At 71.7% G+C, this 25,415-nt stretch carries 29 protein-coding genes; 19 read left to right on the top strand and 10 right to left on the bottom strand.

Features of this window, described 5'->3' with window-relative positions:
- The first annotated feature begins 22 nt into the window (after positions 1-22).
- Entirely contained in the window at positions 23-2,461 is a 2,439-nt protein-coding gene (gene hrpB / locus DJ021_RS17730; protein WP_111458798.1) for an ATP-dependent helicase HrpB, read from the top strand.
- Here hrpB and DJ021_RS17725 read toward each other — a convergent pair.
- Positions 2,458-3,258: a TrmH family RNA methyltransferase gene (locus DJ021_RS17725; RefSeq protein WP_424444134.1), complete on the bottom strand. Its 801-nt coding sequence runs from the start codon at positions 3,256-3,258 to the stop codon at positions 2,458-2,460. The genes hrpB and DJ021_RS17725 overlap by 4 nt on opposite strands.
- A complete protein-coding gene (locus DJ021_RS17720) occupies positions 3,246-4,148 on the bottom strand; it encodes a class I SAM-dependent methyltransferase (RefSeq protein ID WP_111458797.1) in 903 nt (300 codons plus the stop codon). Before DJ021_RS17720 ends, DJ021_RS17725 begins: the two co-directional genes overlap by 13 nt.
- 138 nt (positions 4,149-4,286) lie before the next feature.
- On the opposite strand from DJ021_RS17720, the gene DJ021_RS19230 reads away from it, so the two are divergent.
- The 5 genes from DJ021_RS19230 to DJ021_RS17695 are packed head-to-tail and all read left to right on the top strand — an operon-like array spanning position 4,287 to position 7,856.
- The gene (locus DJ021_RS19230) at positions 4,287-4,922 is read left to right on the top strand and encodes a TetR/AcrR family transcriptional regulator (protein WP_111458796.1); all 636 of its coding nucleotides are present in this window, start codon (positions 4,287-4,289) and stop codon (positions 4,920-4,922) included.
- Entirely contained in the window at positions 4,919-5,728 is an 810-nt protein-coding gene (locus DJ021_RS17710; protein WP_111459167.1) for an ABC transporter substrate-binding protein, read from the top strand. Before DJ021_RS19230 ends, DJ021_RS17710 begins: the two co-directional genes overlap by 4 nt.
- A complete protein-coding gene (locus tag DJ021_RS17705; protein WP_111458795.1) occupies positions 5,725-6,711 on the top strand; it encodes a FecCD family ABC transporter permease in 987 nt (328 codons plus the stop codon). Before DJ021_RS17710 ends, DJ021_RS17705 begins: the two co-directional genes overlap by 4 nt.
- Entirely contained in the window at positions 6,708-7,466 is a 759-nt protein-coding gene (locus DJ021_RS17700; RefSeq protein ID WP_111458794.1) for an ABC transporter ATP-binding protein, read from the top strand. Before DJ021_RS17705 ends, DJ021_RS17700 begins: the two co-directional genes overlap by 4 nt.
- Positions 7,467-7,490: 24 nt before the next feature.
- Positions 7,491-7,856, top strand: coding sequence for a hypothetical protein (locus DJ021_RS17695; RefSeq protein ID WP_111458793.1), 366 nt, complete (start codon positions 7,491-7,493; stop codon positions 7,854-7,856).
- On the opposite strand, the gene DJ021_RS17690 is transcribed toward DJ021_RS17695, so the two are convergent.
- Positions 7,853-9,925, bottom strand: a complete 2,073-nt coding sequence (locus DJ021_RS17690) for a lytic transglycosylase domain-containing protein (protein ID WP_243626080.1) — start codon at positions 9,923-9,925, stop codon at positions 7,853-7,855. The genes DJ021_RS17695 and DJ021_RS17690 overlap by 4 nt on opposite strands.
- Before the next feature lie 151 nt (positions 9,926-10,076).
- Here DJ021_RS17690 and dapA point away from each other — a divergent pair, with 151 nt between their 5' ends.
- Genes dapA through DJ021_RS17675 form a run of 3 tightly spaced genes read left to right on the top strand, consistent with a single transcriptional unit; the run spans position 10,077 to position 12,139 of the window.
- Positions 10,077-10,961: a 4-hydroxy-tetrahydrodipicolinate synthase gene (gene dapA / locus DJ021_RS17685; RefSeq protein WP_111458791.1), complete on the top strand. Its 885-nt coding sequence runs from the start codon at positions 10,077-10,079 to the stop codon at positions 10,959-10,961.
- Entirely contained in the window at positions 10,961-11,419 is a 459-nt protein-coding gene (smpB, locus tag DJ021_RS17680) for an SsrA-binding protein SmpB (protein WP_111458790.1), read from the top strand. Before dapA ends, smpB begins: the two co-directional genes overlap by 1 nt.
- Entirely contained in the window at positions 11,420-12,139 is a 720-nt protein-coding gene (locus tag DJ021_RS17675) for a GNAT family N-acetyltransferase (protein WP_243626078.1), read from the top strand. It begins immediately after the preceding gene.
- A 12-nt stretch (positions 12,140-12,151) separates the two neighbouring features.
- Here the strand turns inward: DJ021_RS17675 and DJ021_RS17670 are convergent, their stop codons facing one another.
- On the bottom strand, positions 12,152-12,343 hold the full coding sequence (locus DJ021_RS17670; RefSeq protein ID WP_111458789.1) for a hypothetical protein: 192 nt from the start codon (positions 12,341-12,343) through the stop codon (positions 12,152-12,154).
- Positions 12,344-12,581: 238 nt separating this feature from the next.
- Between DJ021_RS17670 and DJ021_RS17665 the strand changes: the two genes are divergently transcribed.
- The gene (locus DJ021_RS17665) at positions 12,582-12,908 is read left to right on the top strand and encodes a UrcA family protein (RefSeq protein ID WP_111458788.1); all 327 of its coding nucleotides are present in this window, start codon (positions 12,582-12,584) and stop codon (positions 12,906-12,908) included.
- A 15-nt stretch (positions 12,909-12,923) separates the two neighbouring features.
- Here the strand turns inward: DJ021_RS17665 and DJ021_RS17660 are convergent, their stop codons facing one another.
- The 4 genes from DJ021_RS17660 to DJ021_RS17645 form a co-directional block, all read right to left on the bottom strand.
- Positions 12,924-14,324 (bottom strand): M20/M25/M40 family metallo-hydrolase, encoded by a 1,401-nt coding sequence (locus DJ021_RS17660; protein WP_111458787.1) that lies wholly within the window; start codon positions 14,322-14,324, stop codon positions 12,924-12,926.
- Positions 14,325-14,405: 81 nt separating this feature from the next.
- Positions 14,406-14,765 (bottom strand): hypothetical protein, encoded by a 360-nt coding sequence (locus DJ021_RS17655; protein ID WP_111458786.1) that lies wholly within the window; start codon positions 14,763-14,765, stop codon positions 14,406-14,408.
- 273 nt (positions 14,766-15,038) lie between these two features.
- On the bottom strand, positions 15,039-15,704 hold the full coding sequence (locus DJ021_RS17650; protein WP_111458785.1) for a uracil-DNA glycosylase: 666 nt from the start codon (positions 15,702-15,704) through the stop codon (positions 15,039-15,041).
- Entirely contained in the window at positions 15,691-16,299 is a 609-nt protein-coding gene (locus tag DJ021_RS17645) for a LabA-like NYN domain-containing protein (protein ID WP_111458784.1), read from the bottom strand. The genes DJ021_RS17650 and DJ021_RS17645 overlap by 14 nt, the downstream gene beginning before the upstream one ends.
- 52 nt (positions 16,300-16,351) lie before the next feature.
- On the opposite strand from DJ021_RS17645, the gene folK reads away from it, so the two are divergent.
- The 6 genes from folK to acpS all read left to right on the top strand — a co-directional run bounded on the left by folK (position 16,352) and on the right by acpS (position 21,406).
- Positions 16,352-16,828 (top strand): 2-amino-4-hydroxy-6-hydroxymethyldihydropteridine diphosphokinase, encoded by a 477-nt coding sequence (gene folK, locus DJ021_RS17640; protein WP_111458783.1) that lies wholly within the window; start codon positions 16,352-16,354, stop codon positions 16,826-16,828.
- Between the two features lie 94 nt (positions 16,829-16,922).
- A complete protein-coding gene (gene rpoZ / locus DJ021_RS17635; protein WP_111458782.1) occupies positions 16,923-17,282 on the top strand; it encodes a DNA-directed RNA polymerase subunit omega in 360 nt (119 codons plus the stop codon).
- Positions 17,283-17,377: 95 nt separating this feature from the next.
- A complete protein-coding gene (locus DJ021_RS17630) occupies positions 17,378-19,618 on the top strand; it encodes a RelA/SpoT family protein (protein ID WP_111458781.1) in 2,241 nt (746 codons plus the stop codon).
- Positions 19,619-19,671: 53 nt separating this feature from the next.
- A complete protein-coding gene (gene pyrE / locus DJ021_RS17625; protein ID WP_111458780.1) occupies positions 19,672-20,256 on the top strand; it encodes an orotate phosphoribosyltransferase in 585 nt (194 codons plus the stop codon).
- The gene (locus DJ021_RS17620; RefSeq protein ID WP_111458779.1) at positions 20,253-21,011 is read left to right on the top strand and encodes a pyridoxine 5'-phosphate synthase; all 759 of its coding nucleotides are present in this window, start codon (positions 20,253-20,255) and stop codon (positions 21,009-21,011) included. The genes pyrE and DJ021_RS17620 overlap by 4 nt, the downstream gene beginning before the upstream one ends.
- Positions 21,008-21,406 (top strand): holo-ACP synthase, encoded by a 399-nt coding sequence (acpS, locus tag DJ021_RS17615; protein WP_111458778.1) that lies wholly within the window; start codon positions 21,008-21,010, stop codon positions 21,404-21,406. Before DJ021_RS17620 ends, acpS begins: the two co-directional genes overlap by 4 nt.
- A 10-nt stretch (positions 21,407-21,416) precedes the next feature.
- Here the strand turns inward: acpS and DJ021_RS17610 are convergent, their stop codons facing one another.
- Together DJ021_RS17610 and DJ021_RS17605 are read right to left on the bottom strand one after the other, a co-directional pair.
- Positions 21,417-21,821 (bottom strand): DUF3761 domain-containing protein, encoded by a 405-nt coding sequence (locus tag DJ021_RS17610; protein WP_207801872.1) that lies wholly within the window; start codon positions 21,819-21,821, stop codon positions 21,417-21,419.
- Between the two features lie 80 nt (positions 21,822-21,901).
- Entirely contained in the window at positions 21,902-22,801 is a 900-nt protein-coding gene (locus DJ021_RS17605; protein WP_111458777.1) for an EamA family transporter, read from the bottom strand.
- Positions 22,802-22,957: 156 nt separating this feature from the next.
- On the opposite strand from DJ021_RS17605, the gene lepB reads away from it, so the two are divergent.
- Genes lepB through era form a run of 3 tightly spaced genes read left to right on the top strand, consistent with a single transcriptional unit; the run spans position 22,958 to position 25,414 of the window.
- The gene (gene lepB / locus DJ021_RS17600) at positions 22,958-23,740 is read left to right on the top strand and encodes a signal peptidase I (protein WP_111458776.1); all 783 of its coding nucleotides are present in this window, start codon (positions 22,958-22,960) and stop codon (positions 23,738-23,740) included.
- Between the two features lie 13 nt (positions 23,741-23,753).
- Positions 23,754-24,485 carry a ribonuclease III gene (gene rnc, locus DJ021_RS17595; protein WP_111458775.1) on the top strand — a complete coding sequence of 244 codons (732 nt, stop codon included), beginning with the start codon at positions 23,754-23,756 and terminating at the stop codon, positions 24,483-24,485.
- A complete protein-coding gene (era, locus tag DJ021_RS17590; RefSeq protein ID WP_111458774.1) occupies positions 24,482-25,414 on the top strand; it encodes a GTPase Era in 933 nt (310 codons plus the stop codon). The genes rnc and era overlap by 4 nt, the downstream gene beginning before the upstream one ends.
- Position 25,415: the final 1 nt, after the last annotated feature.

The raw sequence follows: 25,415 nt of genomic DNA, 5'->3' as shown, positions 1-25,415 counted from the left end.
CGGCGCGCTCTAGAAGGCGCGCATGCTGCCGATACATGAGGCTCTTCCAGAACTGAGGGCGGCGCTTTCCGCGGGGAGCGCCGCCGTGCTGGTCGCGCCGCCGGGCGCCGGCAAGACCACGGTGGTCCCGCTGGAGCTGCTCGGCGAGCGCTGGCGCGGCGACGGCAAGATCATCGTCCTCGAGCCGCGCCGCCTGGCCGCCCGCGCCGCCGCAGAGCGGATGGCCAGGACGCTGGGCGAACCGGTCGGCCAGACCGTCGGCTATCGCGTGCGGATGCAGTCGCGGGTCTCCGCCGCCACCCGCATCGAGGTGGTGACCGAGGGGGTCTTCACCCGGATGATCCTCGCCGACCCGGAGCTGGCCGGCGTCGCCTGCGTGATCTTCGACGAGTTCCACGAGCGCAGCCTGGACGCCGACCTGGGCCTCGCCCTGGCCCGCGACGCCCAGGGCCTGATCCGCGACGACCTGCGGCTGCTGGTGATGTCCGCGACGCTGGACGGGGCGGCGGTCGCCGGCCTGCTGGGCGACGCGCCGGTGGTCGAGAGCCTCGGCCGCGCCTTTCCGGTGGAGACCAAATACCTCGGTCGCGACGAGCGGCTGCGGCTGGAGGACCGGGTGGTCCGGGCGGTGGAGCGGGCGCTGGCCGAGGAGGCCGGCAGCGTCCTGGTGTTCCTGCCGGGCCAGGGCGAGATCCTGCGGACCGCCGAGCGGCTGGCCGAGCGGCCGCGGCCCGGCGTGGTGGTCGCGCCGCTGTTCGGCGCCCTCGACCCCGCCCAGCAGGACCGGGCGATCAGCCCTGCGCCGGCCGGCGTCCGCAAGGTGGTGCTGGCCACCTCCATCGCCGAGACCAGCCTGACCATCGAGGGCGTGCGGGTGGTGATCGACTGCGGCCTGGCCCGCGTGCCGCGCTTCGATCCGGCCAGCGGCCTGACCCGGCTGGCCACCGTCCGCGTCAGCCGCGCCGCCGCCGACCAGCGGCGGGGGCGGGCGGGACGCACCGAGCCCGGGGTCTGCTACCGGCTATGGGGCGAGGCGGAGACCCGGGCCCTGCCGGCCTACGCCGATCCGGAGATCCTCGACGCCGACCTGTCCGGCCTGGCCCTGGACCTGGCCCGCTGGGGCGCGGCGGACGCCTCGGGCCTGGCCTTCCTCGACCCGCCGCCGGCCGCCGCCTTCAGCGAGGCCCGGGCCCTGCTCAAACGGCTGGAGGCATTGGGCTCGGACGGCGTGCTGACCGCCCACGGCCGCGCGCTCGCCGACATGCCGCTGCCGCCGCGGCTGGCGCACATGGTGTTGAAGGCCGCCGACACCGGGCAGGCCGGCCGCGCCGCGCGGGTCGCCGCGCTGCTGACCGAGCGGGGCCTGGGCGGCCGCGACGTCGACCTGCGCCATCGGCTGGAGGGGCTGGACCGCGACCGCTCGCCCCGCGCCCGCGACGCCCGCGCGCTCGCCGACCGCTGGGCCGGCCTGACCGGCCGCGCCGGCAGGGGCGAGCCGCTGTCCGACGGCCTCCTGCTGGCCTTCGCCTATCCGGAGCGGATCGCCCGCGCCCGCGGCCCGCAGGGCGAGTTCCAGCTGGTCGGCGGGCGAGGGGCCTTCGTGGAGCCCACCGACGCCCTGGCGCGCGAGACCTGGCTGGCGGCGGCCGAGCTGGGCGGCGGCGAGCGTCGCGACCGCATCCTGCTGGCCGCGCCGCTGGAGGAGGCCGAAATGCTGGCCGCCTTCGCCGATCAGCTGGAGACCGAGGATCGGCTCGAGGAGAGTGGGGGCGGAAAGCTGCGCGCCAAGCGCTTGACCCGCCTGGGCCGCCTGGTGGTCCGCGAGCAGGTGGACGACAACCCCGACCCGGCGCTGATCGCCGCGGCCCTCGCCGACCGGGTGCGCGCCGAGGGCGTGGGCGTCCTGCCCTGGGGCGCGCCAGCCCAGGCGCTGCGCGAGCGGATCGCTTTCCTGCGGCGCTTCGACGACAGCTGGCCTGACCTCTCGGACGAGGCCCTGGCCGCGCGGCTGGACGACTGGCTGATCCCGCTGCTGGGCGGCGTGCGCGCGCTGTCGGCGCTCAAGCCCGACCCCCTGGAGGGCGCGTTGCGGGCGTTGATCCCCTGGGACCGCCAGCGGGCCCTGGACGCCGAGGCGCCCGGGCGTTGGACGGCGCCCACCGGCAACAGCTTCGCCATCGACTATGCGGCCGAGGGCGGGCCGCGGGTGGACGTGCGCGTGCAGGAGGTGTTCGGGCTCACCGTGCATCCGGCCGTGGCCGGCGGTCGGGCGCCCCTGACCCTGTCGCTGCTGTCGCCTGGGCATCGGCCGGTGCAGACCACCAAGGACCTACCGGGCTTCTGGAAGGGCTCCTGGAAGGACGTCCGCGCCGACATGCGCGGCCGCTACCCCAAGCACGTCTGGCCGGAGGACCCGGCCGCCGCCGCGCCCACCGCCCGCGCCAAGCCGCGCGGGACCTAGGCGGTGGCGGCGTAGATCATGATGCCGGTGGCCACCGACAGGTTCAGGCTGTCGGCCCGGCCGCGCATGGGGATCTTGACGTTGACGTCGCACAGCGCCGCCATCTCCGGCGGCAGGCCCTGCTGTTCGTTGCCCATCAGGATCAGGGCCGGCTTGCGGTAGTCGGCGCTGCGGTGGTCGATGGGGGCGGAGAGCAGGGTGCCCACCACCGAGCCCGGCCAGGCTTCGCGCCAGGCGGCGAACTCGCTCTCCGAGGCGCGGGTCAGGGGCACGGCGAAGATCGAGCCCATGGTCGCGCGCACCGCCTCCACCGAATAGGGGTCGCAGCATTCGCCGACCAGGATCACCCCGCCGCAGCCGGCGGCGTCGGCGGTGCGCACGATGGTCCCCAGGTTGCCGGGGTCGCGGACCCGGTGCAGGGCGACCCAGCAGGGGGCGGCCAGCGGCTCCAGCGTGTCCAGCGGCCGGAACACCTGCTGGAAGACGCCGACCACGGCCTGCGGGTTGTCCCGCCGGGAGACCTTGGCGAGGATGTCCTGGGTGACTTCGATGACCTCCCCGCCCGCCGCCGCGGTGGCCTGGGCGGCCTTCCTCAGCAGCGGGTGGTCGGCGGCGTCGCGGCCGTAGAGCAGGATGGTGGGCGCATGGCCGGTATCGACGCCCTCGATGACGTTCTTCAGCCCCTCGGCGACGAACAGGCCGGTCTCGTCGCGCTCCTTGCGCAGGTGCAGGGCGCGCACGGCCTTCACGGTCGGGTTGGACAGCGAGGTGACCGCGCGGCCGGTCACGAGGCCCATCGCGCGTAGAAGCTCATGCCGATCTCGCGCTCGCCGCCCTCCTGGGCCAGGGCGAGCTCGCCCCATTCGATGGTCCCGCCGCGCTGGGCGAGCTTCTCCGCCAGCAGGCCGGCCAGGGCTGCGCCGGAGATCCGCTCGGCGTAGGCGTTCAGCACCAGGAAGGAGGCGGTGTCGGACAGGAGCTCGGCGCACAGGCCGGCCAGTTCCGGCAGGTCCTCGAACAGCCGCCAGACCTCGCCGCCCGGCCCGCGGCCATATTTCGGCGGATCGAGGATGATGCCGTCGTAACGGGAGCCGCGGCGCACCTCCCGCTGGACGTATTTGCGGGCGTCCTCGGTGATCCAGCGGATCGGCCGGTCGGCGAGGCCGGAGAGCTCGGCGTTCTCGCGCGCCCAGCCGATCGCCTTCTTGGAAGCGTCGACGTGGGTCACCGCCGCGCCGGCGGCCGCCATCACCAGGCTGGCGACCCCGGTGTAGCCGAACAGGTTCAGCACCCGCGGCTGGCCGCTCGCGGCGCGCACCCGCTGGTCGAGCCACGCCCAGTTGGCGGCCTGCTCGGGGAAGAAGGCCAGGTGGCGGAAGGCCGTGAACCGGGCCTTGAACCGCGCCTGGCCCCAGCTCAGCGGCCAGGTGTCCTTCGGCTGGGCCTTGAAGCGCCAGCGGCCGGCGTCTTCCTCGTCGGTGGGGTCGAACACCGCGTCGGCCCCGTCCCAGGCGCTTTCCGGCAGGGCCGGGGTCCACATGCACTGCGGCTCGGGCCGCACCACCGTGTAGGGGCCGTAGCGCTCCAGCTTGCGGCCGGCGCCGCTGTCCAGCAGGGCGTAGTCGGCCCAGCCTTGCGTGCGCATCACGCCGGGGGTGTCGGCCACGCGGGGCTTTTGAAGGCTCATGCCAGCGCCCTTACGCGGTTCGCGGCGCCCCCGTCCAGCCTTGGCCGAAGTCCTTTGCCCTCAATACGTTCGCTGGACTTGTCACATCGACGTATTTGGGGTCCGGTACCCGTATTCGGAGGAGATGGAAGGATTCTCGTGACCGCAGCAGCGACCACCACGCGCCGTTCGGCGCGCAAGGCGAAAGGCGACGGCCATCTTCGGCGCGCCGAGATCCTGGAGGCCGCCGAACGCATCTTCATCGCCGAGGGCTATGAAGGCGCCACGATCCGCAAGATCGCCGATGAGGTGGGGGTCTCCTCCACCGCCCTCTACATGCATTTCCAGGACAAGGGCTGCATCCTCTTCGAGATCTGCGAGCGGACCCTGAGGCTGCTCCTGGAGCGCAATGGCGAGATCGCCGCCAAGCCGCTGGATCCGGTGGTGCGGGTGAAGATGATGCTCGACGCCTACATGCGCTGGGGGCTGGAGCATCCGAACGCCTATCAGCTTGTCTATTCGGCGCCGCGTCCGCTATCCGCTGCCCTCTGGCCCGAGGACACGGTGGACCTGAGCACCCAATGCTACGAGATCTTCTCAGGGGTGGTCCGCGAGATCGCCGCCACCGGCCGCCTGCGCACCGGCACCGCCGATTCGGCCGCCCAGGCGCTGTGGATGTCCTGCCACGGCGTCGTGGCCCTGCTCGCCGCGCGTCCGTCGTTCACCTGGGCGCCGCAGGAAGAGCTGATCCAGGTCACCCTCGACGGGCTGATGAACGGGCTGGTGGTCGACTGATCCTCGCCGCGCTGGCCGCAGGGCTGGCGTTCGCGGGACCTGCCGCCGCCGCCCAGCCTCGGGTCATCTCCCTCGACCAGTGCGCCGACCAGTACGTCCTGGCCCTGAGCCCCCGCACCGCGATCGCCGGCCTCTCCACCCGCGCGGACGACGCCGATTCCCGCCTGCGCGCCCTGGCCCGCAGCCTGCCGCTGCAGCGGGTGGACCTGGAGTCGGCCCTGCTCGCGCGGCCGCAGGTGGTGGTCCGCTACTGGGGCGGCGACCCGCGGCTGGTGCGCGCCCTGCAGGCGCGCGGCGTGCGGGTGGTGACGCTCGGCGAGGCGTCCGGCTTCGACGATGTCCGCCGCAACATCCGCCAGGTGGCCGCGACCCTGGACCAGGGCCCCGCCGGCGAGGCGCTGATCGCCGACATGGACCGCCGCCTGGCCCACGCGGCCGGCGCCTGGCGCGGGACCCGGGCCCTCTATCTGACGCCGGGCGGGGTGACGGCCGGCTCCGGCACCCTGGTGGACGCCGTGCTGCGCGCGGCGGGCATGACCAACGCCGAGCAGCGGCCCGGCTACCAGACGGTCTCGCTGGAGGGCCTCGCCCTCGATCCCCCGAAGCGGGTGGTGCTGGGCTTCTTCGACAGCTTCCAGCTGGCCGGCGACTCCTGGGGCGCGGGCCGCCACGAGGTGCTGCAGCGCGTGGTGCGCGAGCGGGCGGCCGCCAGCCTGCCGGGCGCGATGCTGGGCTGTCCCGACTGGGGGGCCGCCGAAGCCGCCGAACTGCTCGCCGCCCGGGCGCCTGTCGGGCCGCCGCGGTGAAGGACCTGCGCCTGAACCTGCTGCTGGCGCTGGGCCTGCTGGCGCTGATCGCCGCGGGCCTGTGGCTGGGCGAGACCCGGCTGAGCGCCGCCCAGGTCGCCCAGGCCGTCGCCGACCCGGCCTCGGGACCGGGCGAGGTTCTGTGGCGGATCCGTGCGCCTCGCACCGTCGCCGCCGCCGTGGTGGGGGCGGCGCTGGGGCTGGCGGGCGCGGTGATGCAGGGACTGCTGCGCAACCCGCTGGCCGATCCGGGCGTGCTCGGCGTCTCCGGCGGGGCCGGGCTTGGCGCGGCGCTGGCGATCTCGCTGGGCCTGGCGGGCTCGGCCGGGGCGGTCGAGGGGGCGGCGCTGACCGCGGCGGTGGCCACCGGCCTGCTGCTCACCGCGCTCGCCGCCCGCTTCCGCGAGCCGGAGACCCTGATCCTGTTCGGCGTCGCGCTGTCGGCCTTCGCCGGCGCCCTGACCTCGCTGGTGTTCAATTTCTCGCCCTCACCGGTGACCCTGGCGGAGGTGTTCTCCTGGCTGCTGGGCTCGGTCGCCAACCGCGACTGGAACGACATCGGCCGCGAGCTGATCCCGATGGCGGTGGGCGCCGGCCTTTGCGCCTACGCCGCCCGCGGGCTGGTCATGCTGACGCTGGGGGAGGAAACCGCGGCGCTTTCGGGCCTGCCCATGGCGCGCTTGCGAGGCGCGGCGGTGGCGGGGGCCTCGCTGCTGACCGGAGCCGCGGTGGCCATGTCCGGCATCGTCGGCTTCGTGGGCCTGGCGGCGCCCCACCTGGTGCGGGCCGGCTCCGGCGCCGATCCCGGCCGCGTGCTGGTCCCTTCGGCGCTTGCGGGCGCGGGCCTGCTGGTGGCCGCCGACCTCGCCGCCCGGCTGATCCCCACCGACCTGGAGCTGAAGCTCGGGGTGGTCACCGCCCTGTTCGGCGCGCCGCTGTTCGCCCTGATCGCCTGGCGCGCGGCGCGGAGCTGGCGCGGATGACCCCGGCCCTGGAGCTTGAGGGCGCCAGCGTCCGCCGCGGTCCGCGCCGGGTGCTGGAGGCCGCCACGCTGAGCGCCCTGCCGGGCGAGGTGCTGGGCGTCATCGGCGCCAACGGCGCCGGCAAGACCACCCTTCTGCGCGCCGCGCTCGGCCTGGCGCACCTGGAGGCCGGCTCCGCCAGGCTGGGCGGCCGCGACGTCCACGGCATGGCCGACACGGTGCGCGCGGCGCTGGTCGCCTACCTGCCCCAGGAGCGCCGCGTCGGCTGGAACCTGCCGGCCTGGCGGGTGGCGAGCCTCGGCGCCTTCCACCGGCCGCCGGCGGAGGCGAAGTCGCGCGCGCACGCGGCGCTGACGAGGGTTGGCCTGGGCGACCTTGCCGACCGCGGCGTGCTCGACATGTCGGGCGGCGAGCGTGGCCGCGCGCTGCTGGCCCGGCTGCTGGCCGCCGCGGCGCCGCTGCTGGTGGCCGACGAGCCCGCCGCCGGCCTCGACCCCGACGCCCAGTTGCTGGCGCTGGAGCTGTTCCGCGAGGAGGCGCGACGGGGCGCGGCCGTGGTCCTGACCCTTCACGATCTCAGCCTGGCGGCGCGGACCTGCGACCGGCTGGCGGTGCTGCACGAGGGCCGGATTATCGCCGACGCCCCGCCGCGCGAGGCGCTGACGCCTACGGTGCTGGCCCAGGCCTTCGCCCTGGACGGCCGGGTCGAGGAGACCGCCAATGGGCCGATCGTCTCCGCACGGAGACGCGCCTAGGGGATTTTCACGGGGGAGGGCGAGATGACGTTCGCAAAATGGGTGTTCACGCTGGCCGGGATCTACGGCCTCATTGTGCTGACGCCGTTCCTGTTCCTCGAAAAGGCCATCGGCCAGGCTTCCGCGCCGATCACCCATCCGGAATACTTCTACGGCTTCCTGGGCGCGGCGCTGACCTTCCAGGTGCTCTTCCTGCTGGTCGGCCGCGATCCGGTCGGACTGCGCAGGGTCATGCCTGTCGCGGTCCTCGAAAAGCTCGTCTGGGGCGTCGTCGTCTATGCGCTCGCCGCCCAGGGCCGCGTGCCGGCGCCGGTCGTGGGTTTCGCCACCCTCGATCTGGTCTGGGGCGCGCTGTTCGTGGCGTGCTGGTTGCGGACGCGGCGCGCCTAGGACCCGGTCGAGGCCACGCTCGGCAAGGCGGGTGGGTAGTTGTAGGCCCCGCGCTGCAGGTCGGAGGACAGGGTGAGCGGGACCGAGCCGCCGTTCAGCTTGGCGCGGTAGACCTGCATGTTCTCCATCACCCGCATCACGTAGTTGCGGGTCTCCGAGAACGGGATGCATTCGATGAAGTCGACCGGATCGGTGCTGGCGCCGCGCGGATCGCCGCAGTAGCCGGACCACTGGGTCGGCCGTCCGGGCCCGGCGTTGTAGGCCGCCGCGGCCATGATGTAGGAGCCGGAGAACTGGCTCACCAGCTGGCCCAGGAAGCTCGAGCCGAGACGCATGTTGTAGTCGGGCTCGTCCAGCATGCCGGCCGAGTAGCTCACTCCGATCCGCCGCGCGACGATGGCGGCGGTGCTCGGCATCAGCTGCATCATGCCGCGCGCGCCGACGCCGGAGCGCACGTTGGGATCGAAGCCGCTCTCCTGGCGGGTGATGCCAAGCACCAGGGCCGGCTCGGGGCCGCCCATCACCTGCGGCGGGTTGCGGAGGGGATAGGCGCGCTGCGGCAGGATGAAGCCGCGCTGGGCGGCGGCGCGCGCCACCTTCATGGAGGTGTCCTGATCGCCGTAGCCGCGGACCAGGTCCACGAGTTGCGCTTCGTCTTCCACCGTCGGCAGGATGTCGTCCAGCGACAGGGCGAAGGTGCGGAACAGGTCGCGCTGGCCGCTGTCATAGAGCAGGCGCATGGCCTGGACCGCGTCGCGGCCCTCGAAGCGGGCGCGATCCGTGGCCGACAGCTCCGGATCGCCGGGCAGGGTCAGCCGCCGGCCGAGCTTCTCGCCGGCCAGCTGGCCGTAGAAGCAGGTGTAGTACTTGGAGGCGGCCTCATAGAATCCCTGGGCGCCGTTCTGGTCGCCGCTGGCCTCGGCCGCGCGGCCGCGCCAGTAGAGGGCGCGGGCCCGGGTGATCGGCGAGGAGCCGATCCGGTCGATGGCCGCGAAGTGCCCCGCCGCGCGGGCCGGGTCCTTCAGCCGCGTCAGCGCGATCCAGCCGGCGTAGAACTCGGCTTCGGTGGCGTCGGACCCCGACGTCAGGCCGGAGCTCGCGGCCGCCGCGTAGGCGCTCTTGAAGTCGCTGTTCTTCAGCGAGGCCAGCACCAGTTGGTGGCGTTCGTCCCAGACGCGGTCGGCCTGGTCCTGGGTGACGACGTCCTTCGGGAAGTTCTGCAGCTGGCCAAGCGCCAGGTCGCTCAGGCCATGGCGGCGCAGATAGGCGGCGCGTTCGAAGGCCACGCCCGGGCTCTGGGCGACGTCGGCCGGCAGGGCGGCGGCCAGTTCGTTGGCGTCGGCGGTGTTGGCCCGCAGGGCGATCCGCGCCAGCGCCGCCTGCTGCTGGTCGGCCGGCAGCAGCGGGATCATGTCGCGCGCCGCCGGGCCTTGGCTGCCGTAGAGCAGGATGTCGGTGCGGCGGACGTGGTCGTCCACGGTCAGCACGTCGGCGAACCTCGCCAGCATGCTGCGCTGGACGTCGGCTTCGAAGCTCTTGTCGCGCCACCAATGGCGGATCAGGGCCGCGGCCTTGTCGGTCTGGCCGAGGCCGCGGTAGGCGGCGGCCAGCGCCAGGGCGCCCTGGGCGGTCTGCGGCTCGGCGCCGTCGAACCAGGCGATCGTCTGGGCGGGGGTCTTGCCGGAGGTCTCCAGCAGCTTCTCGGCTGAGTTCTGACGCTTGGCGGCCCGCGGCCAGCCGGCCAGCGAGCGCCGCGCCTGGTCGACCTCGAAGAAGCCCAGCGAATCACCGTTCGAATCGACCAGCACCCAGGTGGCGGTCTTCTTGGCGGTGGAATCGTCGATCGCGGCGATCGCCACGCGGGCGCCGGTGATGTCGCCGCGCCTGGCGGACTCCACCGCCTGGCGGAAATTGCCGAGGTCGGCCTGCGACAGCGGCGTGCGGACGGTCTGGCGGATCGGCTCGCCCGGCTGCGGCAAGGGGGCCTCCCGCTGCAGCAGCGCGTCGATCGGATCGCTCGGCTGCGCACGCGCAGCGGCGCCGGCGAGCAGGATCATGCTGGCTGCCACGAACGCTTTGCGGGCTTTGGCGTGCAACTCTCGCCCCCTTTGGGTCGCCGGACTGAATACGGACGTTGCGGGTGATACCCACCCTCCATATTGTCGCGGCAAATCTGAACGTCGCTTCAACAAGCGCTTTATTCACGGCAATTTGCAGACCATGTCCGATCCCTTGTTCAAGGGCGTCCTCCCGGCGCTCGTGACTCCCTTCCGCGACGGCGCGGTGGACGAAACGGCCTTCGTGGCGCTGGTCGAGCGCCAGATCGCCGGCGGCGTGCATGGCCTGGTGCCGGTCGGCACCACCGGCGAGACCGCGACCCTGAGCCACGACGAGCATCGCCGCGTGGTGGAGCTGTGCGTGAAGACGGCGAAGGGCCGCGTGCCGGTGATCGCCGGGGCCGGCTCCAACGCCACCGACGAGGCCATCGAGCTGGTCCGCCACGCCAAGACCATCGGCGCGGACGCCGCCCTGGTGGTGACACCCTACTACAACCGCCCCAGCCAGGAGGGCCTCTACGCCCACTACGCGGCGATCAACGAGGCGGTGCAGCTGCCGGTGCTGGTCTACAACGTCCCCTCGCGGACGAGCGTCGACATCTCCAACGAGGTCCTCGCCAGGCTATCGAAGTTGCCGAACATCGTCGGGATCAAGGACGCCACCGGCGACCTGCCGCGCGCCAGCTTCCAGCGGCTGATGTGCGGGCCGGACTGGGTGATGCTGTCCGGCGACGACCCCAGCGCGCTGGGCTACATGGCCCACGGCGGCCACGGCTGCATCTCGGTGACCGCCAACGTCGCGCCCGAGCAGTGCGCGATCTTCTACAACGACGCCCTGTCCGGCCAGTGGCAGGGCGCGCTGGAGGGCCAGGACCGGCTGATCCGCCTGCACCGGGCGCTGTTCACCGACGCCTCGCCGTCGCCGACCAAGTTCGCGCTCGCCCACCTCGGCCTCTGCGCCGAGGACGTGCGCCTGCCGATCGTGCCGGCTTCGGAAGCCTCCCGCGCCGAGGTGGTCGCCGCTATGCGGGACGCCGGCGTCGTCTGATGGCCGGCAAGCTGATCGCCGAGAACCGCCGCGCGCGGTTCGACTATTTCCTGGAGCAGAGCTTCGAGGCCGGGCTGGCGCTCACCGGCTCTGAGGTGAAGTCGCTGCGCAACGGCCGCGCCAACATCGCCGAGAGCTATGCCGCGGTGGAGGGCGACGAGATCATGCTCGTCAACGCCGACATCCCGCCCTACGCCCAGGCCGGCCCGCACTTCAACCACGAGCCGCGCCGGCATCGGAAGCTGCTGCTGAAGCGCAAGGAGATCGACCGGCTGATCGGCGCCGTGCAGCGCGAAGGCCGCACGATCATCCCGACCAAGCTCTACTGGAACGACAAGGGCCTGGCGAAGCTCGAGATCTCGCTCGCCAAGGGCAAGAAGGAACACGACAAGCGCGAAGCCACCGCCGCCCGCGACTGGCAGCGCGACAAGGCGCGGCTGATGCGGGACAAGGGCTAGGTGGACGTCGAAAGCCTGGAGCGGGCGACCGTCGCCGGCGTCGCGCCGGCCAAGCTGGTGGAGATCGACGGCTGGCTCGCGCCGATGGACGCCGGGACCATCGGCCGGGCGAAGAGCGCGGTCCCCCTCAGCCACACCGCCACCGCCGACGCGCTCAACGACGTCGAGGCCGCTTACTGGACCGAGGGCCTGCAGCCGGCGTTCCGGATCGCCGAGGCGCCCGGCCTGGCGGGGGTTCGCGACGCCCTGGCCGCCCGCGGCTACGTCGGCGTCCAGCCGACCCTGGTGAAGATCGGCGACGTCGCCCGCCTGGCCGCCTTCCGCGACCAGCCCGGCGAGGTGCTGGACCAGCCCGACGAGGCCTGGGGCGCGGTGTTCGTCGGCGACGGCTTCGACCCCGAGGACGGGGCCAGCCGGGTCGCCGCCCTCAGCCGCTCGCCGGACGCCCTCTACGGCGCGGTGCGCGAGGACGGCCGCACGGTGGCGGTGGGCGTCGTCACCTTCGGCCACGGTTGGGCCGGCATCCACGGCATGCGCACGGCGGCGGACCGCCGGGGCCGCGGGCTCGCCAGCCAGGTGCTGGCCGGCCTCGGCCGCGCCATCGCCGCGCGCGGCGTCGAGCGGGTGTTCCTGCAGGTGGAGGAGGCCAATCCGGCCCGTTCGCTCTACCGCAAGGCCGGCTTCGCCGAGGCGTGGCGCTATCGCTACTGGCGGCGCTGAGGCGCGCCTGCGTCAGGCGACGGCGTCGTCTTCGCAGGGCAGCAGGGCCACGCGGCGCTGGCCTTGCCAGAGTTCGACGGCGGGCGTGGCGTCGTCGCACATCTCATGCGCCGTCACCCGGGCCTGGCTGTCGGCCTCGGCTTCGATCCAGTGCCCGCTGACGATCCGCCCGGCCGGGTTGAGCTTGTAGACGCGGTACTGCACGATGGCCTCCTCGCATCCTGCCCCCCGCAGGCGCGCGTAGCGTGTTATGCGAACGACGCTCCTTCACCCATGCGACAAGAGGAAGCTTGGCCAATCTTTGGTCGGGGCTGCGGCTCGGGCCGTGACTCGTGTCACGCCGCGAACAGGGATCCGACGGATTCCCGCCGCGGCGAGCCGGCGTCGGGCGTAAATTGGCCTGGTCGTCAAGCCGACGGCATGCCAGCCAGGACACCAGGCCATGAACAGAATGCGTGCGGCCGCTGTGGTGTGTGCATCAGCCTTGAGCGCATCCATCGCGCTCCCTTCGGTGGCCAAGGAGGCCACGATGCGGGTGCGGATCGGCGACTTGAACCTCAACTCCGACGCCGGCGCGGCGAAGGCGCTCGACCGGATCCGCGGCGCCTCGACCCGCTTCTGCCGCTTCAACTCCGGACCGCTCTACCGCGCCCAGGAGGCCCGCTGCCGCCACGAGGTCAGCTACAAGGCGGTGCGCCAGCTCGACGCCCCCGTGGTCACCGCGCTCTACGAGGCCCGCACGTCCGGCGCCCTGCTGGCCCGTCGCTAGGGCAGGCCTGCTCGGCTACTTCGCCAGCTCCTTGAGCAGCACCTTCCAGTGGGCCAGGGCGCCGTCGATGGCGGCCACCGGCGCGCGCTCGTTGAGCCCATGGGTGAAGTCGTCCGAGGGCTTCATGTAGAGGCCGGCGACGCCGTAGCTAGGCACGCCGAGCGCGCGGAAGTGCATGCTGTCGGTGGCGCCCGCCGACATCGAGGGCACGATGGTCAGGGTCGGATGCTGGGCGTGCACCGCCTTGGTCACCGCCGCCATCACGTCGGGCCGAAGCGGCGAGGCCGGGGCGTCGATGGAGCCGTCGCCCGTCACCCGCGCCACCGTCACCTTGGGGTCGTCGATCACCTTGGCCAGGGTCTGGCGCACCTGTTCCGATGGCGTGCCGGGGAAGATCCGGCAGTTGATGTTGGCGGTGGCCTTCTGCGGCAGAGCGTTGGTGGCGTGGCCGCCATTGACCATGGTCGCGACGCAGGTGGTGCGCACCTGGCCGACGTACTCCGGCTCGGCGGAGAGCGTAGCGATCGCCGCCTCGTCCTTGGGGTCGACGAGGTAGGCTTTCATCGCCGCGCCGGCCGGCCCAGGCGTCAGCGGGGCGCTGGCCTTGAAGTAGGCGGTGGTCAGCTCGCTCTGCATGGCCGGGAACTTGTAGGCGCCGACCTTGGCCAGCGCCTGGGCCAGCTCGACGATGGCGTTGGTCGGGCCGGGCCGGCTGGAATGGCCGCCGGGATCGGTGACCGTCAGGGTGAAGTCGGCGTAGGTCTTCTCGCCGGCCTGCAGCTGGTAGATCACCGGCTTGCCGTCCTCGCCCAGCAGGCCGCCGCCGGCGTCGTCGTTCAGCACCAGTTCGGCGTTCTTCAGCCGGGCCGCCAGCTTCTGGGTGGAGGCCATCTCGGTCTCCTCGTCGCCGGACAGGGCCAGGATCACGTCGCGGCCGGGCTTCCATCCCTCGCGCCTCAGCTCGGCGAGCGTCGCCACCGCCATCGAGACGTCGAACTTGTTGTCCACCGAGCCGCGGCCGTAGACGTAGCCATTCTCCACCACCGGCGTGAACGGATCGCGCTGCCAGTCCTCGCGCCTGGCTTCCACCACGTCCATGTGGCCGAGCACGACAATGGGCTTCTTCCTGGGATCCGCGCCGGGATAGCGGGCGATCAGGATGGCCGTGCCGTCGGTCTCCTCGACGCGGACATCGTCGGGCTTGTAGCCGGCGGCGACCAGCACGCCCTTCAGGTAGGCGGCATAGGCCGGCGTATTGCCCGCGCCCTTCACCGTCCGGAAGGCGACGCCCTTGGTCAGGATCTCCAGCGCCTGGTCGTGCAGGGCGGGACCGGGCTTCGGCGCGGCCAGCGCCGAGGAGGCGAGGGCGGCCGCGGCCAGGGCGGCGACGAGGGCGAAGGACTTGGAGGCTTGCACGCTGGATGATCCGCGGAGTGAGGAAGAGCGCTACTATGCGCGAGATATTTGCTCGCGCGCCAGCCCGCTGCGGACCTCCGCCTAGTGAGTTGCGCGATAGGTCCAAACCATCAGGAACGGCATGGCGTAGGCCATGGCGACCGTGACGCCGACCCACCCGGCAATGACCGCAGCCGCGGCCGGCACGGTCATCGCCCGAGGCAGCGAGCGGAGCGCGTACGCCAGAATCAGCAGGTCCACTCCGGCCAGCGACGCCGCGACAACCAGCGGGCTCATCGGCGTCATCAAAAGCGGGAAGGCCAGCTCGTGCGGGAATCCGGCCCCAATCCAGGAGATGACGTTCGCCGCGCGCGTGCAGACAAGGCTCGACGCCGGCTCGCACCAGGCCGGGAGGAGGCTCGCCGCCAACGACAGAAAGCTGACCAACAGCGGCGACAGCACGACCCACCTTGGGACGGGTCGCCGTCGACCATCGTTAGCGGACCCTGATCTGTCCATTCTTGAGAGCCTTCCCATAGGCGTCCCGCGCACGTCCCCCGAGCGCGTCACCTCCGAGTTTGGGCATAAGCCCATCAACCCGCGCCTTTTGCGAGGGCGTCAGGAACACCGGGGTTGGTTTGAGCTGCGCTGGCCACTCCTCAACGTACCAGAACAAACAGAGAACACAAAATTCTGACTGCTGTTCGTATCGCTAAAAGGCTCGGGCGAGGGCAATTAAGCCGCGAGCAGCGCCCGCGCCCGCTGGAACACGGCTTCGAACATTTGCGGTGTGAGCCGGCCGGTGTTCGTGTTCAGCCTGGAGCAGTGGTAGCTGTTCAGCACCACGTAGGGGCCGGCGGGGAACTCCGTGCCGTGGCCGGCGATCCCGGCCGAGGCCTTCAGGCCCAGCGCGCGCAGCACGTTGCGGCGCGACACGTCGCCCAGGGTGACGATCACCTTCAGGCGGGGCAGGGCGGCGATGCGGGCCTCTAGGAACGGCCGGCAGCTGGCCTCCTCGACGGTCTCCGGCTTGTTGCCGGGCGGCGCGCAGCGCACCGCGTTGGTGATCAGGCAGTCGACGAGGCGCAGGTCGTCCTGGCCGTTCGGATCATAGGTCCCGGTGGCGAAGCCGGTCTTGCCCAGGGTCTCGTAGAGCAGCCAGCCGGCATGGTCGCCGGTGAACGGCCGGCCCGTACGGTTGGCGCCGGTGCGGCCGGGCGCGAGTCCCACCACGAGCAAGCGCGCGCCCTCGTCGCCCCAGGAGGGCGCCGGGCCGTTGAACCAGTCGGGCTGGGCGGCGCGGTTGGCCTCGCGGTAGGCCACCAGCCGCGGGCAGATCGGGCAGTTGCGCGGCGGCTCCGGGGCGACGACGACGGCGGTCGCGGCCTCAAACCTCGGCATCGGCCTCGGAATCTTCGGCGTGGTCGCGCTCGGCGGCGCGGCTTTCCTGGATGAACCGGGGCAGGCGCGAGGGGCGGCCGATGATGTCGGCGAGGTCGGCCAGGTCCACGAAGTTGTCGGCCTGCCGGCGCAGGTCGTCGGAGGCCATCGGCGGCTGCGACTTCACCGTCGAGACCACGGTCACCCGCGCGCCCTTGCGCTGCACGGCCTCCACCAGGCAGCGGAAGTCGCCGTCGCCGGAGAACAGCACCAGGTGGTCGGCGGAGGCGGCCATCTCCATCATGTCGACGGCGATCTCGACGTCCATGTCGCCGCGCCAGCGCTTGCGGCCCTGGCTGTCGGTGTATTCGCGGGCGGCCTTGGTCACCAGGCGGTAGCCGTTGTAGTCCAGCCAATCGACCAGCGGCCGGATCGGCGAGTACTCCTCCTGCTCCACCAGGGCGGTGTAGTAGTAGGCGCGGATCAGCACGCCGCGCTTGCGGAACTCCTCCAGGAGCTTGCGGTAGTCGATGTCGAAGCCCATCGCCTTGGCCGCCGAATACAGGTTGGCCCCGTCGATGAAGAGCGCCAGCCGGTCCGTGGGGTAGAAGGTCATTCGCTCGCAATTCCTAAATGCCGGCGGCGCGGAGCTCGACGACGCGGTCGTCGTGGCCCTCGGCAGCAATCTGGCCGGCGATTTCGCCTCGTCCGAAGCCCTTCTCGAGGCGACCTTGGCGCACTTCGCCCAGGCGGGATTGCCTGTGCTCGCCCGGTCGGGCTGGTGGCGCTCCGCCGCCTGGCCCGATCCGGACGGGCCTGAGTATCGCAACGGCGTCGTGATTGTCGAGGCGAACGGCGGTCCACGGACGGTGCTGGAAGGGCTTTTTTCACTCGAACAAATGTTCGGTCGCGAACGGGCCGCCCGCAACGCCGCGCGCACCCTGGATCTCGACCTCATCGCCTACGGCCGGCAGGTCATCGAAGCCCCGGAACTGGTGCTGCCGCACCCCCGTGCGCATGAGCGCCTGTTCGTCATGGGCCCGCTGGCTGAGATCGCGCCCGCCTGGCGCCATCCCGTGCTGGGCCGGACGGCGGCCGAGCTGGCTGCGGCGGCCACCGTCGGAGCGGACGCGGGGCCAGTCTAGGGCTTCCTCATTCGGCGCCTGCGGCCTTTGCGGCGTTGCACAATCGGGCCCGAACCTCTATTTTCTCCGGTTCTATCCCCCGCCTGAGGACTCCATGGCCCGCGTCACCGTCGAAGACTGCATCCAAAAGGTGCCGAACCGCTTCAACCTCGTTCTGCTGGCGGCGCATCGCGCCCGGGCCATCTCGGCCGGCTCGCAGATCCTGGTGGATCGCGACAACGACAAGAACCCGGTCGTCTCGCTGCGCGAGATCGCGGACGACGTGGTCGACGCCGACGAGCTGCGCGAGAACCTGATCGGCACCCTGCAGCGGGTGGACGAGCGCTCGGAAGCCGAGGAAGAGGCCGAAACCCTCGCCCTGCTGGCCGATCCGACGCACATGCAGATGAGCGAACTCGAGTTGGTTCGCGCCCTGCAGAGCGACCGCGACGGCGGTCAGGAGGAGCGGTACTGAGCCCACCAGGCCCAGAACCCCTAATTGCTCAGGCGGCGTCTGAACCCGCCGTCTCGCTGAAGGACGCCCCGACCACCGGGCCCATCGACGCAGGGATCGCCAACAAGGGAGCCCCCGACAAGGGGGTTCCGGCCCCCGCAGGGCCCCCCGCCGTCAAGCGTCCCAAGCTGCTTCGTCAGTTCGAACTGATCGAGAAGGTCCGGTCCTACGACCCGACCGCCGACGAGGCGCTGCTGAACCGCGCCTACGTCTACGCCATGCGGATGCACGGGGCCCAGAAGCGGGCCTCCGGCGACCCCTACTTCGCCCACCCGATCGAGGTGGCGGGCATCCTCACCGACTACCGGCTCGACACCGCCACCATCGTCACCGCCCTGCTGCACGACGTGATCGAGGACACCCCGGTCACGCGGCATGAGATCGACGAGCTGTTCGGGCCGGAGATCGGCGAGCTGGTGGAAGGCGTCACCAAGCTCTCCAAGCTGGAGCTCTCCTCCGAGCACCTCCGCCAGGCGGAGAACCTGCGCAAGTTCATCCTGGCGATCAGCCGCGACGTGCGGGTGCTGATGGTCAAGCTCGCCGACCGCCTGCACAACATGCGCACGCTGCAGTACATCAAGAGCCCCGCCAAGCGGGAGCGGATCGCGCGCGAGACCCTGGACATCTATGCGCCGCTGGCCCGCTCGATCGGCGTGCACCGGATCTGCACCGAGCTGGAAGAACTCGCCTTCGAGCACCTCAACCCCGTCGCCCGCGACGCCATCTACCGGCGCCTCGACACGCTGCGGCACGAGCAGGGCGGGGCGGTGTCGCTGGTCTCCGGCGAGATCGCCTCGAAGCTGGACGCCGCCGGCCTGCCGGCCCGGGTGTTCGGCCGCGAGAAGCATCCCTATTCGATCTGGCGCAAGCTGCAGCGCAAGTCGATCGGCTTCTCTCAGCTGTCCGACATCTACGCCTTCCGGGTGATCGTCGACACCGAGGACGACTGCTACCGCGCGCTCGGCGTCATCCACCGCGCTTGGCCGAGCGTGCCCGAGCGGTTCAAGGACTTCATCTCCACGCCGAAGCGGAACAACTACCGGTCGCTGCACACCACCGTGGTCGGCCCGCGCGGCATGCGCATCGAGATGCAGATCCGCACCGAGGCCATGGACCGGGTGGCGGAGGAGGGCGTCGCCGCCCACTGGCGCTACAAGGACCAGTCCTACGGCTTCGATGTCGAGCACCAGAAGGCGGCCGGCGGCCGCGACCCGCTGGTCAACCTGCGCCACCTCGTCCAGGTGCTGGAGCACGGCGGCGACGCCGAGGAGCTGGTCGAGCACGCCAAGCTCGAGATGTTCCTCGACCAGGTGTTCGTGTTCACGCCCAAGGGCCGGCTGATCAGCCTGCCCCGCGGGGCGATGCCGCTGGACTTCGCCTACGGGGTCCACACCGACGTCGGCGACACCGCCATCGGGGTGAAGATCAACGGCGAGCTCAAGCCGCTGCGCACCATCCTGCAGAACGGCGACGTGGTGGAGGTGATCCGCGGCGGCAAGCCGGTGGTGCCGCCCGACTGGCGCTCGCTGACCGTCACCGGCCGCGCCCGCTCGGCGATCCGCCGGCACATCCGCCAGACCGAGAAGGAAGAATTCACCCGCCTCGGCCGCGCCACCATCGACCAGACCTTCGAGGCGGCCGGCAAGTCGCGCAAGGAGGTCTCGCTCCGCCCGGCCCTGGACCGCTTCGCCCTCCCGACCGAGGAGGAGCTGTTCGACGCCGTCGGCCGCGGGCGGATCTCCCCGCCGCAGGTGCTGGAGGCGGTGTTCCCGGGCCTGAAGGCCTCCGAACGCGAGGCGGCCTCGGCCCGCCACCGGATCGAGGACGGCAAGAGCGCCAAGCTCTACGTGCGGGGCGGCGGCCTGACGCCCGGCGTCAGCATCCATTTCGACCCGTCCTGCTCGCCGGTGCCCGGCGACCGCATCGTCGGCATCGTGGAGAACGACGGCCGCGGCCTGACCGTCCACACCATCGACTGCGAGCACCTGGAGGCCTTCGAAGACCGCGAGGAGCTCTGGCGCGACCTGCAGTGGACGCCTGAGGCGGAGCGCAACTCCGTGGCCCGGGCCAAGCTCACCGCCACCATCCGCAACGCGCCCGGCGTGCTCGGCCAGACCTGCACGGTGATCGGCGAGGCCGGCGGCAATATCGTGGGCCTGCGCATGCACCACCGGCAGCAGGACTTCTTCGACGTCGACTTCGACATCGACGTCACCGACGCCCGGCACCTGACCCACATCGCCGCGGCCCTGCGCGCCAACCCCAGCGTCGAGACCGTCGACCGCGCCAAGGGCTGATCTGCGAGCGCCGCATCTTCCGATGGGCGGGAAACTTCGCTATCTGCCAGGGCATGAACACCGAAGACGTCCTCAACGAATTCCGCGGCGCCGGCGCCCTGCGCGAAGGCCACTTCATCCTGTCCTCGGGGCTGCACTCGGGCGTCTTCCTGCAGAAGAACCTGGTCTTCCAGTACCCGGACCGCACCGAGCGCCTGTGCAAGGCGCTGGCGGCCAAGATCCGCGACACGGTGGGCGAGTTGGACCTCTGCGTCTCGCCGGCGGTCGGCGGCATCATCCCCGGCTACGAGACCGCGCGGCACCTGGGCGTGCCCTCGATCTACGTGGAGCGCGAGGGCGGCGAGCTGAAGCTGCGCCGCGCCTTCCAGATCCCCGCCGGGGCACGGATCGCCATGGTCGAGGACATCGTCTCCACGGGCCTGTCCTCCAAGGAGTGCATCGAGGCGATCCGCAAGGCCGGCGGCGAGGTGGTGGTCGCCGCAGCCATCGTCGACCGCACCGGCGGCCGCTACGATCCCGGCATGCCCTTCGTGAGCCTGGCCCAGCTGGACATCCCCGCCTATCCCGCCGACCAGCTGCCGCCCGAGCTGGCGGCCATCCCGGCGGAAGATCCAGGCAGCCGGCGGCTGCACGCATGAGCAAGCTCCGCCTGGGCGTGAACATCGACCACGTGGCGACCGTCCGGAACGCCCGCGGCGAGAGCTATCCCGACCCGGTGCGGGCCGCGGAGATGGCGCTGGCGGCCGGGGCCGACGGCATCACCGCCCACCTGCGGGAGGACCGCCGGCACATCTCCGACGCCGATATCGACGCGCTGGCGGTCATCACCCGGCGTCGCGGCCGGCCGCTGAACCTGGAGATGGCGGTGACGCCGGAGATGGAGACGATCGCGCTCGCCCACCTGCCGCACGCCGCCTGCCTGGTGCCGGAGCGGCGCGAGGAGGTGACCACCGAGGGCGGCCTCGACGTCGCCAAGGGCCACAACACCATCGCCCCGGTGGTGGGCCGGCTGTCGCAGGCCGGCATCCGGGTGTCCTGCTTCATCGATCCCGATCCGGCCCAGGTCGCCGCCGCCGCCTCCGCCGGCGCGGCGGTGGTGGAGCTGCACACCGGCGCCTACTGCGAAGCGGTGCGCGCCCGCTCGTCGGAGGCGCCCCAACTGCTCGAGGCGCTGAAGGGCGCCGCCCGCCAGGCCGCGTCCCTGGGCCTGGAGGTCCACGCCGGCCACGGCATCGACTACGAGACGGTGAAACCCGTCGCCGCCATCCCGGAGGTCGTGGAGCTGAACATCGGCCACTTCCTGATCGGCGAGGCGATCTTCATCGGCCTGGGCCCCGCCATCCAGCGGATGCGCGCCCTGATGGACGAAGCCCGCGCGGTGCGCGCCGCGTGATCCTGGGCATCGGCTCGGACCTCTCCGACATCCGTCGGATCGAGACCAGCCTGGAGCGGTTCGGCGAGCGCTTCACCAACCGCTGCTTCACCGAGATCGAACGGGCCCGCTCGGAGCGCAAGCCCGACCGCGCCGCCAGCTACGCCAAGCGGTTCGCCGCCAAGGAGGCCTGCGCCAAGGCGCTCGGCACAGGCATGCGCCGCGGCGTCTTCTGGCGCGACATGGGCGTGGTCAACATGCGCTCGGGCCAGCCGACCATGGCGCTCACCGGCGGCGCCTTGGCGCGGCTACAGGCGATGACGCCCGCCGGCCATCAGCCGGTGATCCATCTCAGCCTCACCGACGACCACCCCTACGCCCAGGCCTTTGTGATCATCGAGGCGGTCGCGACGTAGGTTGGTCCGGCTAGAGCCAGGCCGCGACGCCGCCATGCCGAGAGCAGGAGCCGGATCGGCTCTTGCTGTGGCTGGTGGTGCCGTCCTTACAACGCGCCGTGACGGCGCCGGCCGCTACCGGGTGAGCCGGGACGATCGCGGTGGTGCTCGTGGCGGTGCCGGTGCGGGCTTGCACTGTGCGCGTTGCCACGGGCGCGGGCGCAGCGGCCGCGTTGGCGGCTGCGGGCGCCGGGCACTTTGTGAAGGCCCCGCTGGCGGTTCGGCAGCGCTGGCCAGGGGCCGCCGCCTTGGCTGCAGCGGCCGGAGCCGGACAGGCGATGTAGTGACCGGTCGCGTCACGGCAGGGCTTGGCGTCGGCGGCGCCTGCGGCCAGCATGAGCGCCGCGGAGGCGACCAGGGTGGAGATGCGAAACATGGCGGTCCTTTCGTAGCGGTCCCCTCGATCCGCGCCGCCAACCCGGATTTGGCCGTGCTTGTTCCGCTGCTCGTGCGATTTCAGGCGACGCTGGCCGCCCGCCTGCGCTCCATCATCGGCCACAGGGTGTTGATGGCCAGGCCGCCCAGCACCAGGGCCGCGGCGGTGAGCTTCCATGATGACAGCGGCTCGCCCAGGAGGACCGCCGAGGCGGCCATGCCGAACACCGGCACCAGCAGCGACAGCGGCGAGATGGTCGCCGCCGGATAGCGCGCCAGCAGCCAGCCCCAGGCCGCGTAGCCGAACAGGGTGTTGCCCACCGACTGCCACAGCACCGCCGCCCAGGTGAGTGCGTCGGCGTGGGCGATCCCCTGCGAGATCGCCGGCCAGCCCTCCGCCAGCAGGGCCAGGACGAACAGAGGCGGGGCGGAGAACAGGCTCGCCCACACCACATAGGCCAGCATGTTCACCCCGCCCGAGGCGCGGGCGACGATGTTGCCGCCGGCCCAGCTCAGCGCGGCGAACAGCACCAGCGCCAGGCCCAGCGGCGTCACCTCGGCGTTGGCGTGGGCCATCAGCCAGCCGAGGCCCGCGGCCGCGAGCGCCAGGGCGGCGACCTGGAAGCCGCGGATCCGCTCGCCGGTCAGCTTCATCGCCAGGGCGATGGTGAAGAATACCTGCATCTGCACCACCAGCGAGGCCAGGCCCGGCGAGATCATGCTGCGCATGGCGATGTACAGCACGCCGAACTGACCCACCCCGATCAGCACGCCATAGGCCGCCAGGTTGCGCCACGGCACGGCCGGACGCCTGACGAAGAACACCGCCGGCACGAGGGCGAAGGTGAACCGCAGGGCCGCGAAGGTCAGGGGCGGCAGCCGCCCCAGCCCCACCTTGATCACCACGAAGTTGGTCCCCCACACCGCCACCACGGCGAGCGCGAGCAAAGCGTGGAGCGGCGTGAGCGTCGTGCGGTTCATGGAGGCTATGTGGCCGCCCCGTCGGCCTTTGTCACGGCGTCTGCGACGCCGCCGCGGAGCTCATGAGCGAGAGTTCACGGCCGTTAGCCTTGCTCCCGTCGTATGCAGCGCGTAGCTACAGCCGGTCCGGCGCGCCGGACATAATTGGGACAGCCGATGAGCGACAACGTGCAGGCCGCACAGACCCCCGACAAGTCCGGCGCCCTCGGCGAGATCGTCGAGATCGTCAAGACCATCGTCTATGCGCTGCTGATCGCGCTGTTCCTGAGGGTGCTGTTCTTCCAGCCGTTCACCATCCCCTCGGCGTCGATGGAGCCCAACCTCTACGAGGGCGACTACATCATCGTCTCGAAGTTCACCTACGGCTACTCGCGCCACTCGATCCCGTTCAGCCCGCACATCGTCTCCGGCCGTATTCTGGAGAAGCCGGCGCACCGCGGGGACATCGTGGTGTTCAAGCTGCCGCGCGACGGCCACACCGACTACGTGAAGCGGCTGATCGGCCTGCCGGGCGACCGCATCCAGATGAAGCAGGGGCTGCTCTACCTCAACGGCCAGCAGGTGCCGCGCACCTACCTCGGCTCGGTGAAGGAGGACTCCGGCTACGGCTTCGTCCGTGACGTGGCCCGCTTCCGCGAAACCCTTCCGGGCGGCAAGTCGTACGTCACCAACGACTACGGAACCGACGGCGAGCTCGACAACACCGACGTCTTCGTGGTGCCCGAGCACAGCTACTTCATGATGGGCGACAACCGCGACAACTCCTCGGACAGCCGCGTCACGCCGGAAGCCGGCGGGGTCGGCTACGTGCCGGCCGAGAACCTGGTCGGCAAGGCGCAGATCATCCTGCTCTCCTGGCACCCGGGCGCGACGATCTTCAAGCCCTGGACCTGGGTGCTCGACGCCCGCCCGAGCCGGTTCTTCCACATCCTCCAATGACCGCGCTGCGTCCATGAATGCGCGGGAGGCCGCCGTCGCGGAGCTTGAGCGCCGCATCGGCTACACGTTCGGCGACCGCGACCTGCTGGAGCGCGCCCTGACCCACGCCAGCGTCGGCGACGGCGCCAGGACCGTGCGCCACAACGAGCGGCTGGAATTCCTCGGCGACCGGGTGCTGAACCTGTGCGCCGCCGAGCGGCTGATGGCGCTCGATCCCGACGCCCGCGAAGGCGAGATGTCGCGGCTGATGGCGAGCCTCGTCAACTACCACGCCTGCTCGCGCGCGGCGCGGGCCGCCGGCCTGCCCGACGCCCTGCGGCTGTCGGCCAGCGCCACCAAGATCGGCGCGCGCAAGTCCGACGCGGTGCTGGGCGACGCCTGCGAGGCGTTGATCGCCGCCCTCTACATCGACGGCGGGCTGGAGTCCGCGCGCGCCTTCTTCCTGAAGTTCTGGGCCGAGGAGTTCGAGCGCCTGCACGAGCCGCGGGAGAAGGATCCCAAGACCCAGCTGCAGGAATGGGCGCAGGGCCGCGCCCTGCCGCTGCCGGTCTATGAGCTGGTCTCCCGCACCGGCCCCGACCACGCGCCCTGTTTCACCATCGCGGTGACGGTCGACGGCTTCGCGCCCGAACGCGGGGAGGGGCGCTCGCGGCAGGATGCCGAGAAGGCCGCCGCCCAGATGATGCTATTGAAGCGCGAAGGCCCGCCGCCGGCGGGTGCGCAGGACGAGGAGACGGGCGCATGACCCATGCGGGCTTTGCGGCCATCATCGGCGCTCCCAATGCGGGGAAGTCGACGCTCACCAACCGCCTGGTGGGCGCCAAGGTCTCCATCGTGACCCAGAAGGTGCAGACCACGCGCTTCCCGGTGCGCGGCGTGGCCATGGAGGGCGACGCCCAGATCGTGCTGGTCGACACCCCGGGGATCTTCCAGCCCAGGCGCCGGCTCGACCGGGCCATGATCCGGGCCGCCTGGGGCGGCGCCGAGGACGCCGACGTCATCGTCCACCTGGTGGACTCCGTCGCTGAGCTGGCCGCGCCGGAATCCGGGGCCAAGGCCGCCGACCGCCGGGCGGCGGTGGACGTGGAGTCCATCGTCGAGGGGCTGAAGGCGTCGGGCAAGAAGGCTATCCTGGCGCTCAATAAGATCGACGGCATGAAGCGCGAGACCCTGCTGGCGCTGTCGCAGCGGCTGTTCGAGACCGGCGTCTATTCCGAGGTCTTCATGATCTCCGCCAAGGACGGCAACGGCGTCGACGACCTGAAGGCGCGGCTCGCGGCCCTGATGCCGGAAAACCCCTGGTTCTACCCCGCCGAACAGACCGCCGACCTGCCGGTGCGCCTGCTGGCCGCCGAGATCACCCGCGAGAAGATCTACCTGCGGGTCCACGAGGAGCTGCCCTACGCGGCGGCGGTGGAGACCACCGCCTTCGAGGAGCGCAAGGACGGCTCGGCCCGGATCGAGCAGACCATCTACGTCGAGCGCGAGAGCCAGCGGCCGATCATCCTCGGCAAGGGCGGCCAGACGCTGAAGTGGATCGGCCAGAAGTCCCGCGAGGAGCTGATCACCTTGCTGGACCGCCCGGTGCACCTCTTCCTGCACGTGAAGGTCGACGAGCGCTGGGCCGACAAGCGCGAGTTCTACGGCGACGTGGGGCTCGACTTCGACGCCTGAT

The sequence above is a fragment of the Phenylobacterium hankyongense genome (assembly GCF_003254505.1).
Lineage (GTDB): Bacteria > Pseudomonadota > Alphaproteobacteria > Caulobacterales > Caulobacteraceae > Phenylobacterium > Phenylobacterium hankyongense.
This window is presented reverse-complemented; position numbering and strand designations above follow the sequence as displayed.